Here is an 8,644-nt window from a genome sequence, read left to right on the forward strand (position 1 = left end):
GCCCTGGGTGACACCGGGTTATTTGCTCTGGCCGCAGCCCCCGCAGGCATGGCACCATCGGCCACCGGGGGAGATCCGTCATCAGGGGGCGACGAATGGCGAGAGCCAAGCGGGCGAATCATCGCAGCGGGACCGAACGACCACGGTGGGTACTCGGCGGGCTGGGCGGACCGCACGAGGACGACTGGGAGCCGGACGACCCCACTGCCGATGAAGCGTCGGGTACGGACGGTGACAGGGGTCAGCCCGGCCCCGACGGGGTACCGGTGAACGGGCACAACGGCTGGACGCAGAACGGGGCGGTGCAGGGTGGCGCCGACACCAGGGGAGATGGTCGACTCGGTCAGGTAGGACAGATCGGTCGTCCCGGCCAGAACGGCTGGGCAGGACAGAGCGGCCCAACCGGGCAGAACGGGTCCGATGGGCAGAACGGGCGAAATGGCCTGAATGGGCAGGTGGGTATGAACGCGCAGCCGCATGACGGGCACATCCCGCAGCAAGGCCAGGATCCGCAGGACGGGAAGAGCACGCCGGCCAAGAAGGCGCCGGCCGGCAAGAAGGCGCGGGCGACCAAGGATCCGCAGGCCGACGACAAGGTGCAGGACGCCGAGAACCCGCAGAACAGCGGTACTCAGCAGGATTCGCCGACCCCGGGCAAGAGCGGGCAGCCGGACAGCGCCGCGACCGACTCCGGAGAGATCGCCAGCGAGCAGGCGCCCAACGCCGGTCAGACACAGGAACCCGTCCTTCCGCAGAACGGCCAGAACAGCCAGAACGGTCAAGTCCCGCAGGTTGGCTATCGGGATCGCTATCCACAGCGACCTGACCGGACCGCACAGTTGCGGTACGGCGAGTTCGGTACGCCGATCCGGGTGGATGAGATCGCCGTTGCCGCGATCGCGCTCTCCGAGAATCTCCAGGCCGCCACCGAAGGCCTGCCCGAATCCGTCGAGTCACGGCAGTTTCGGCGGGATCTCGACGAGGCCGCCGACACCTTCCGCTCAGTGGCCAGTGAGCTCGAGACGACCGCGAGCAACCTGATCCGCCTGGCCGCGCACGACGGGCAGTCCTGTGGCGTCACGTGGGGCGTCTGCCCCGAGCACGGCATCACGTTGATGAACTACGGCGACGTGGTCACCTGCCACGTGCTGGGCTGTCACCGTGAGCAGGAAGGCGTAGCCGAAGCCTGCACCCAACCCGTTGCCTACAAGGTCGTCGACGCGGCCGGCCCCGCGCTCTTCACCTGCGCGGGCCACGCGATCGCCTGCCGCCTCCACCTCGAGGGCGCTGTGATCACCCTCGCCTCCGACAGCCTCGAGCTCCTCTAGCAAGAACAGCCAGTACTGCGTAGCGCCCGGACGCGGGTGCTACGCAGTACTGGCGTGGTTCCTGTCGAACCAGTAGCGGAGGGGTGGCTACTGGATTCGGCAGGAGGTCAGCTGGTCGTTGGCGTTGGGGGAGAGGCCGACGAAGTTCGCCGTGTCGGCGGTGCGGGTCCAGGACTGGCCGGTGAAGTTGTCCTCGGCAAAGATCGTCACGGTCCAGCCGGCCGGGATGCGAACCGACGATGCCCAGTTGTCCTGGACCCCGGCGGCCTGCAGCTGCGCCCGCGTGTAGTTGCCCTTAGCAAGTGTCTGGCCGGCCGCGCCGCCGTAATCGATGTGCTGGTAGAAGATCACGCCACCCGTGCCCTGGTTCGGCATCGGCTGGGTCGGCCTGGTCGCGGTGACCGGGATCTCGCCCTTGAGCATCCGGCCGCCGTCGTTGGTCAGCCGCAGGTAGTAGTCCGACGAGCAGGCTGTACCGTCCTCGTCGAGCGCGCGCAGACCCGATCCCACCGGTACCCAGGCAGCGGTCTCGGCGGTCTTGGCGATCTGGTTGGCCTCGTTGTACTCGTCGAACATCGAGATGTACATGCCCTGCACGCCGACCCGCTTGAGGTTGTAGAACTGGCGCCACATCAGGTCGCCGTGCCGGCGGTGCCCGGACTGCAGATCGCCCGGGATCACGCAGGGCTGGTAGTCGATACCGAACGCGTTGCAGTCCGCCTGGTCCTGCTGGTTCACGTTGTTGTAGTAGTGATCCGCGCCGGCGACGTCGCTGATCCGGCCGACCATCCACGGCGAGATCATGTTGAACGCGTGGTAGACGTCGAGATAGCCGGCCCGCGAGTCCTCGTTGCCCGGACGCCAGTGCGTCGGGACGCCGCCGATCACGTAGCAGCCCTGGCCCTTGAACCAGTTGACGACGTCGAGGCAGACCGAAGCGGGCCAGGCCTTGTTGGCCTCGTTGAAGCCGAATCCCCAGATGCAGACGACCGGCTTGCCGTTCTGCTTCGCGTACGCCGGCGACGCCGTGTACGCCTTCATCTTGTTGGTCCAGTCAGCCTTCATCTCCGGCTGCATGTTCGTCCACGCGGTGGCGTCGTACATGATGTAGAACTTGCGGCCGAACTGCTCGGCGGCCTGGCGGACCTTCGCTGCCATCGCGTCCCGGGTCGGGCCTTCGCCGCCTGTCGGGTTGAACCGCTGCAGCGCCGCGGTGTCGCAGCCGTGCTCCTGCATCCACCGGAAGTGCGTGTCGACGGTCTGCTGGGTGTACGACGAGAACAGCTTGGCCGGCTGGCCGTTGCCGAGATTCTGGTACGCCGTCTGGAAGCTGGTCGTGTACTCGCGCATGTCGGGCCAGCTGTAGATGGTCGTGTTGGTGGGTGACGGCGGCTGGCTGTTGTTCTGGCTCCAGTGCCACCACACGTTGATCGGGGAACCGTCACCGGGCGCGGCGAACCAGCCCTGGTAGCCGACGGTGATCTTGCCGACCACGTCGCCGGGCGGACTCGCCACCGGGGTCGCCGTGGTGGACGAGGATGCCGAGGCGGCTAGAGCGCCCCCGACAGTGGTTCCGGCAGCTGCGGTGGCCGCTGAGGCGGCCAGGAAGGTACGACGGGTGATTGCCATTGTGCAGGCTCCTGATGGGGGCGGGCAGGACTGCGGAGAGTGGCGCCGAGCGTACAAACGGTCGCTGCCCGATGCAAGTGGTGGCTGCAAGTCTTGGACGAACTCTTGCAAGAACGCACCGAGATCTCTCAGGGAGCGTTCCCTTCGAGCAGAAACTGCGAGAAACTGGCGGGGCACCCGCAAGGCGGCAATCTGGTGGTGATCTCCAGAAACTTGGCCGCAACATCTTGACGCAGCGGGAGCCGGTACTTAGTTTGTTGGCTCAACAGACAAAGTCTGTGACCGGCATCACAGCCAGTCAACGCTGAGTGACCAAGGGGTGGGGCTCATGGCGCTGTCCGAGGGCAGCCGTCCTGGCAGTGGCGTGGTGGCCGCTGACCATGTCTCGCTCCGCCGCAACAATCTCTCCGTCGTACTGCGCCACGTCCGCGCCGCCGGCCCTCGCTCGAGGGCCCGCATCGCCGCCGAGACCGGCCTGAACAAGGCCACCGTCAGCAGCCTGGTCGCCGAACTCGTTGAACGAGGCCTCCTTCGCGATGGTCAGGCCCAGTCGGAGCGTGGCACCCTCGGCCGCCCCGGCCAGCTGGTCGAGCTCGACGGCAGTGGCGTCTGCGGCGTCGGCGCCGAGATCAACGTCGACTACCTCGCCATCACCGCCCTCGACCTGAGCGGCGATATCGTCACCGAGCGCCGCGTCCCCCTCGACGTCGCCCACCTCGCCCCCGGTACGACGCTCGACCACCTGGCTGAGCTGATTCGCGAAGCGGTGGCGGCTGTGGCTGCCCGCGGTGGGCAGACAGCCGGAGTCACCCTCGCAGTGCCCGGGCTGGTCCAGAGCACCACGGGTTCGCTCAAGCTGGCCCCGAACCTCGGCTGGCAAGAGGTTCCCGTGGTCGACGAGATGCGAGAGCGGCTCGGCGAGCCGGGCTACCCGGTCCGGGTGGACAACGAGGCGAACCTGGCCGCGCTGGCCGCCTACTCGGAGCTCAAGAAGAACACCGGCAACTCCGAGGACATCGTGCTGTTGACCGGCGCGGTCGGTGTCGGCGGTGGCATGGTCAGCGGCGGGCACCTGCTGCGCGGCGGGCACGGATTCAGCGGCGAGGTCGGGCACATGCCGGTGGCGCCGGCGGGCGGGATCTGCGGCTGCGGCCGGACCGGCTGCTGGGAAACGGTGGTCGGACTGACCGCCCTACTGAACAAGGCGACGGACGCCGACGACCCGGTCCGGGACCCGTCGCTGGACGTCGAGCAGCGGCTGGCCGAGATCACCCGGCGGGCCGAAGCAGGGGGAGCCCGGACGTTGCGGGCGTTGGCAGATGTCGGTACCTGGCTGGGAATTGGGGGAGCGATCCTGGTGAACATCCTGAACCCTGACGTGCTCGTGCTCGGCGGCTACTTCGCCGTCCTCGGGCCGTGGCTGAAAGAACCGCTGGAGAGCGCGATCCGCGATCGCGTCATCGCTCCCGACGGTGGTGGTTGCCGGGTGGTCCAGTCCGAACTCGGCTTCGCCGCGGCGGTCCGCGGCGGCGCGCAGATCTCCCTGGACCAGGTCTTCCTCGACCCGACCCTGATCGGTCGCGACGCAGCAGGAGTAGCCCAATGACCGAAGCGCCCCACACCTCGCCCAACGGCCGGTCGGCCAGAGGAGACGGTGAAGAGCTGTTGCGGATGACGGGGATCGTCAAGGAGTTCCCGGGGGTCCGGGCGCTGGACGGTGTCGATCTTGATGTCCGGCGCGGCGAGGTGCACTGCCTGCTCGGTCAGAACGGCGCGGGCAAGTCCACCCTGATCCGCGTCCTGACCGGCGCCCACCAGCCTGACTCCGGCACGATCCTTGTCAACGGCAACGAAGTCGCGCTGAACACGCCGGCCGACTCGATGCGGCTCGGCATCGCCGCGATCTACCAGGAGCTCGACCTGGTCCTCGATCTCACCGTCGCCGAGAACGTGTTCCTCGGCCACGAACCGTCGCGCTTCGGCATGACCCGCCGGCACGAGACGAACGTCCGTGCCCGGGAGCTGTTGAAGGGTCTCGGTCACGGCGAGATCCCGGCCGGCCGCACGGTCGGTCTGCTCTCCGCCGCCGGTCAGCAGGTGGTGAGCATGGCGAGAGCGCTTTCCCGTGACGCTCAGCTGATCGTGATGGACGAGCCGTCGGCGGTGCTCGACCCCGAGGAGGTCGCGAACCTGTTCCGGGTGATCCGCGACCTCACCGCCCGCGGCGTCGCCGTCGTCTACATCTCGCACCGGCTGGAGGAGATCCGCCAGATCGGCGACCGCGTCACCGTGCTCAAGGACGGCGCGACCGTGGCGACGGGGCTCGACGCCCGGCAGACCCCGACGTCGGAGCTGATCCGGTTGATGACCGGCCGCTCGATCGAGTACGTCTTCCCGCCCCGCCAGGAGATCCTGAGCACCGCGCCCGTCGTGCTCGAGGTGGACGACCTGTCCCGCCCGAGGGAGTTCGCGGAGATCGCGTTCTCCGTCCGGGCCGGCGAGATCCTCGGTCTCGCGGGACTCGTCGGCTCCGGCCGTTCCGAGATCCTCGAGACCGTGTACGGCGCTCGCCGGGCCGCGACCGGCGTCGTCCGGGTGGATGGGGTGGAACTCAAGCCGGGCCGGGTTCAGGACGCAGTACGGGCTGGGGTCGGGTTGGCTCCGGAGGAGCGGAAGAGTCAGGCTCTGCTGCTCGACGAAGCGGTGTACAAGAACATCACCGTGTCGAGCATGGGCAGATTCGCCAGCGGGGGATTCCTCAACGCCAGAGCCGAGAAGGAGGCCGCGGAGAAGCTCACGAGAGCCTTGGACGTTCGTCCGGCCGGAGTGGAGCATCCCGTTCGCAATCTGTCCGGCGGTAATCAGCAGAAGGTCGTGCTGGCCCGCTGGCTGTTGCGGGACTGCCGGGTCCTGCTGCTGGACGAACCCACTCGCGGAGTCGACGTGGGAGCGCGATCCGAGATCTATGGACTGATCCGCAACCTCGCGGCGAACGGCGTCGCGATCGTGCTGGTCTCCAGTGAGGTGGAGGAGGTGCTCGGTCTCGCCGACCGGGTTGTGGTGATGCGGGAGGGGCGGGCCGTGTACAGCGGTCCCGCGCAGGAAATCGACGAGCACCGGGTGCTGGACCTGGTGATGGAAGGAAGTGCCGTGTGATGGGCGAGGAAGTCGCACGACCCGAGTCAGCGGATGCGGCCGCAACCCGCACAGACCCACCCCCGGCAGACCGTCAGCTGTCGGGTGAAGCGTCGGGGCAGACCACCACGACCGCCGGACCACGCAACGGTGGATGGACGGCGAGCAGCCTGCTGCGCGGTGGGGTGGGCCGGAACCTCGGCCTGGTCATCGCGCTCGTACTGCTCTGCATCGTCGGCATCGTCACTGCCGGCGACACGTTCGCCACCAGTGCCAACGTGCTCACCATTCTCCGCCTCGCGGCGGTGATCGGTGTCATCAGCATCGGGATGACCTTCGTGATCACGGGCGGCGGTATCGACCTGTCCGTCGGCGCGATCGTCGCTCTCTCCTCGGTCTGGGCGACCACCCTGGCCACGCAGCAGATGGCCGCGGACTTCCACTGGATCTTCATGGTCTCCACCGCCCTGCTGGTCGGCGCGGCCTGCGGCCTGGTCAACGGGCTGTTGGTTGCCTACGGCAAGATCGTGCCCTTCATCGCGACCCTGGCGATGCTGGCCGGCGCCCGCGGTCTGGCGGAGATCCTGTCGGATCGCCAGACGCAGATCATCAACAACAACTCATTCCTGGACTTCTTCGGCGCTTCGGTGATCGGCGTACCGGTGCTGGTCTGGATGTTCCTGCTGGTTGCCGCGGTCGGCTGGGTGCTGCTCAACCGGACCACCTTCGGTCGCAGGACCTTCGCCGTCGGCGGCAACGCCGAGGCAGCCCGCCTGGCCGGCATCAAGGTGCAACGGCACAGGGTCGCCCTCTACGTGCTCCTCGGTCTGTGCTGTGGCATCGCCGCGGTGATGCTGATGGCCCGTACGACGACCGGCAGCGCGACCCACGGAAACCTGTACGAGCTGGACGCGATCGCCGCGGTGGTGATCGGCGGGACGCTGCTCTCCGGCGGCCGCGGCACCATCGTCGGCACGGTCATCGGGGTGCTGATCTTCACCACCCTGAACAACGTCTTCACCCTGAACAACCTGTCCATCTCCGCCCAGTCGGTGGCGAAGGGCCTGATCATCGTGATCGCGGTCCTCCTCCAGCAACGCCTGGCCGCCCGAGCTCCCTGACCGGGGTGGTGGGGTGGGATCAGAAATGGCGCAGCGCCCTAGGTTTCAGCAATGGCACTACCCCTGTAGAAGCACCATCTCTTGGAGGACAGCATGTCCGCACGTTTCCTGAAAACCGCCGGCCTGGTCGGCCTGAGTTCACTGGCGTTGATCGCCTGTACCAGCAACACCCCTGAAGCCGAGAAGACGACCGACACCGGGGCGACCCAGGCGGCGGCCGGCGGCAACGACGAGCCCGGCACGAAGGTGAAGATCGGCTTCTCCGCACCGGCCGCCGACCACGGCTGGATGGGTGCGATCACGAAGGCCACCAAGGACGAGGCCGCGAAGTACAAGGACGTCGAGCTGGTCGTCGCCGAGGGCACGAACGACGTGAACCAGCAGATCAGCCAGGTGGAGACCTTCATCAACCAGAAGGTCAACGCGATCGTGCTGCTGCCGTTCGACGGCGCCGCGCTGACGGCGGTCGCGACGAAGGCGATGGATGCCGGTATCACCGTGGTGAACGTGGACCGCGAGTTCAACAGTTCGTTCGCGGCCCGGACCACCGTGCTCGGTGACAACCACGGGATGGGCGTCTCCGCCGGCACCTTCGTCTGCAAGGAGATGAACGGTAAGAAGGACGCGGTGATCGCAGAGATCGCGGGGATCGACTCGCTGCCGCTCACCCAGGCGCGCAGTACGGGCTTCAAGGAGGCGCTCGCGGACTGCGGCCTGAAGGTCAACAACCGGGTCGCGGCGGAGTTCACCGTCGAGTCCGGTGAGAAGGCGGCGGCCAACCTGTTGCAGGCGGCACCGAAGATCGACGCGATCTGGAACCACGACGACGACCAGGGTGTCGGCGTGATGGCAGCGATCAAGAACTCGGGCCGTAAGGAGTTCTTCGTGGTCGGCGGCGCCGGCTCGGCGAACGTGATGCGCGACATCAAGGCCGGCAACACGCTGGTGAAGGCGACCGTCATCTACCCGTCGACGCAGGGTGCCGACGGCGTCCGGCTGGCCCGGCTGCTGGTGCAGAAGAAGTCCCTCGGTGACCTGGTGGAGGTCGAGGTGCCGCGCACCATCCAGCTCTACGCCCCGGTCGTCACCAAGGACAATGTCGACCAGTACCTGCCGTCCGCCTTCGAAAGCTGACAGGCACGGCGAGAGCTGACCAACACAGAGGAGTAGAGACCGTATGACGAACCTGGGCATCGGCCTGATCGGGTACGCCTTCATGGGCGCCGCCCACTCGCAGGCCTGGCGGAGCGCGCCGCGGTTCTTCGACCTGCCACTGCACCCGGAGATGACGGTGCTGTGCGGGCGGAACGCCGAAGCAGTCGAGGCGGCCGCGAGCAAGCTCGGCTGGAGCGGGACCGAGACCGACTGGCGCAAGCTGCTGACCCGCGACGACGTGCAGTTGATCGACGTCTGCACGCCGGGGGACAGCCA

At 67.6% G+C, this 8,644-nt stretch carries 7 protein-coding genes; 6 read left to right on the forward strand and 1 reads right to left on the reverse strand.

What is annotated here, in order from left to right:
* The first annotated feature begins 95 nt into the window (after positions 1-95).
* Positions 96-1,328 carry a hypothetical protein gene (locus VFG33_RS27890; RefSeq protein ID WP_325055941.1) on the forward strand — a complete coding sequence of 411 codons (1,233 nt, stop codon included), beginning with the start codon at positions 96-98 and terminating at the stop codon, positions 1,326-1,328.
* A gap of 87 nt (positions 1,329-1,415) precedes the next feature.
* On the opposite strand, the gene VFG33_RS27895 is transcribed toward VFG33_RS27890, so the two are convergent.
* Positions 1,416-2,957: a glycoside hydrolase family 99 protein gene (locus VFG33_RS27895; protein ID WP_325055942.1), complete on the reverse strand. Its 1,542-nt coding sequence runs from the start codon at positions 2,955-2,957 to the stop codon at positions 1,416-1,418.
* Positions 2,958-3,285: 328 nt separating this feature from the next.
* Here VFG33_RS27895 and VFG33_RS27900 point away from each other — a divergent pair, with 328 nt between their 5' ends.
* The 5 genes from VFG33_RS27900 to VFG33_RS27920 form a co-directional block, all read left to right on the forward strand.
* Complete coding sequence (locus tag VFG33_RS27900) at positions 3,286-4,563, forward strand: ROK family transcriptional regulator (protein WP_325055943.1); 1,278 nt, start codon at positions 3,286-3,288, stop codon at positions 4,561-4,563.
* The gene (locus VFG33_RS27905) at positions 4,560-6,113 is read left to right on the forward strand and encodes a sugar ABC transporter ATP-binding protein (RefSeq protein ID WP_325055944.1); all 1,554 of its coding nucleotides are present in this window, start codon (positions 4,560-4,562) and stop codon (positions 6,111-6,113) included. Before VFG33_RS27900 ends, VFG33_RS27905 begins: the two co-directional genes overlap by 4 nt.
* Complete coding sequence (locus VFG33_RS27910; protein WP_325055945.1) at positions 6,113-7,213, forward strand: ABC transporter permease; 1,101 nt, start codon at positions 6,113-6,115, stop codon at positions 7,211-7,213. The genes VFG33_RS27905 and VFG33_RS27910 overlap by 1 nt, the downstream gene beginning before the upstream one ends.
* Positions 7,214-7,306: 93 nt before the next feature.
* Positions 7,307-8,347: a substrate-binding domain-containing protein gene (locus VFG33_RS27915; protein WP_325055946.1), complete on the forward strand. Its 1,041-nt coding sequence runs from the start codon at positions 7,307-7,309 to the stop codon at positions 8,345-8,347.
* A 43-nt stretch (positions 8,348-8,390) separates the two neighbouring features.
* The coding region (locus VFG33_RS27920; RefSeq protein ID WP_325055947.1) for a Gfo/Idh/MocA family oxidoreductase at positions 8,391-8,644 on the forward strand (254 nt) is incomplete at its 3' end.

It is taken from the genome of Kribbella sp., from assembly GCF_035687465.1.
In the GTDB taxonomy this organism is placed as follows: Bacteria; Actinomycetota; Actinomycetes; order Propionibacteriales; family Kribbellaceae; genus Kribbella.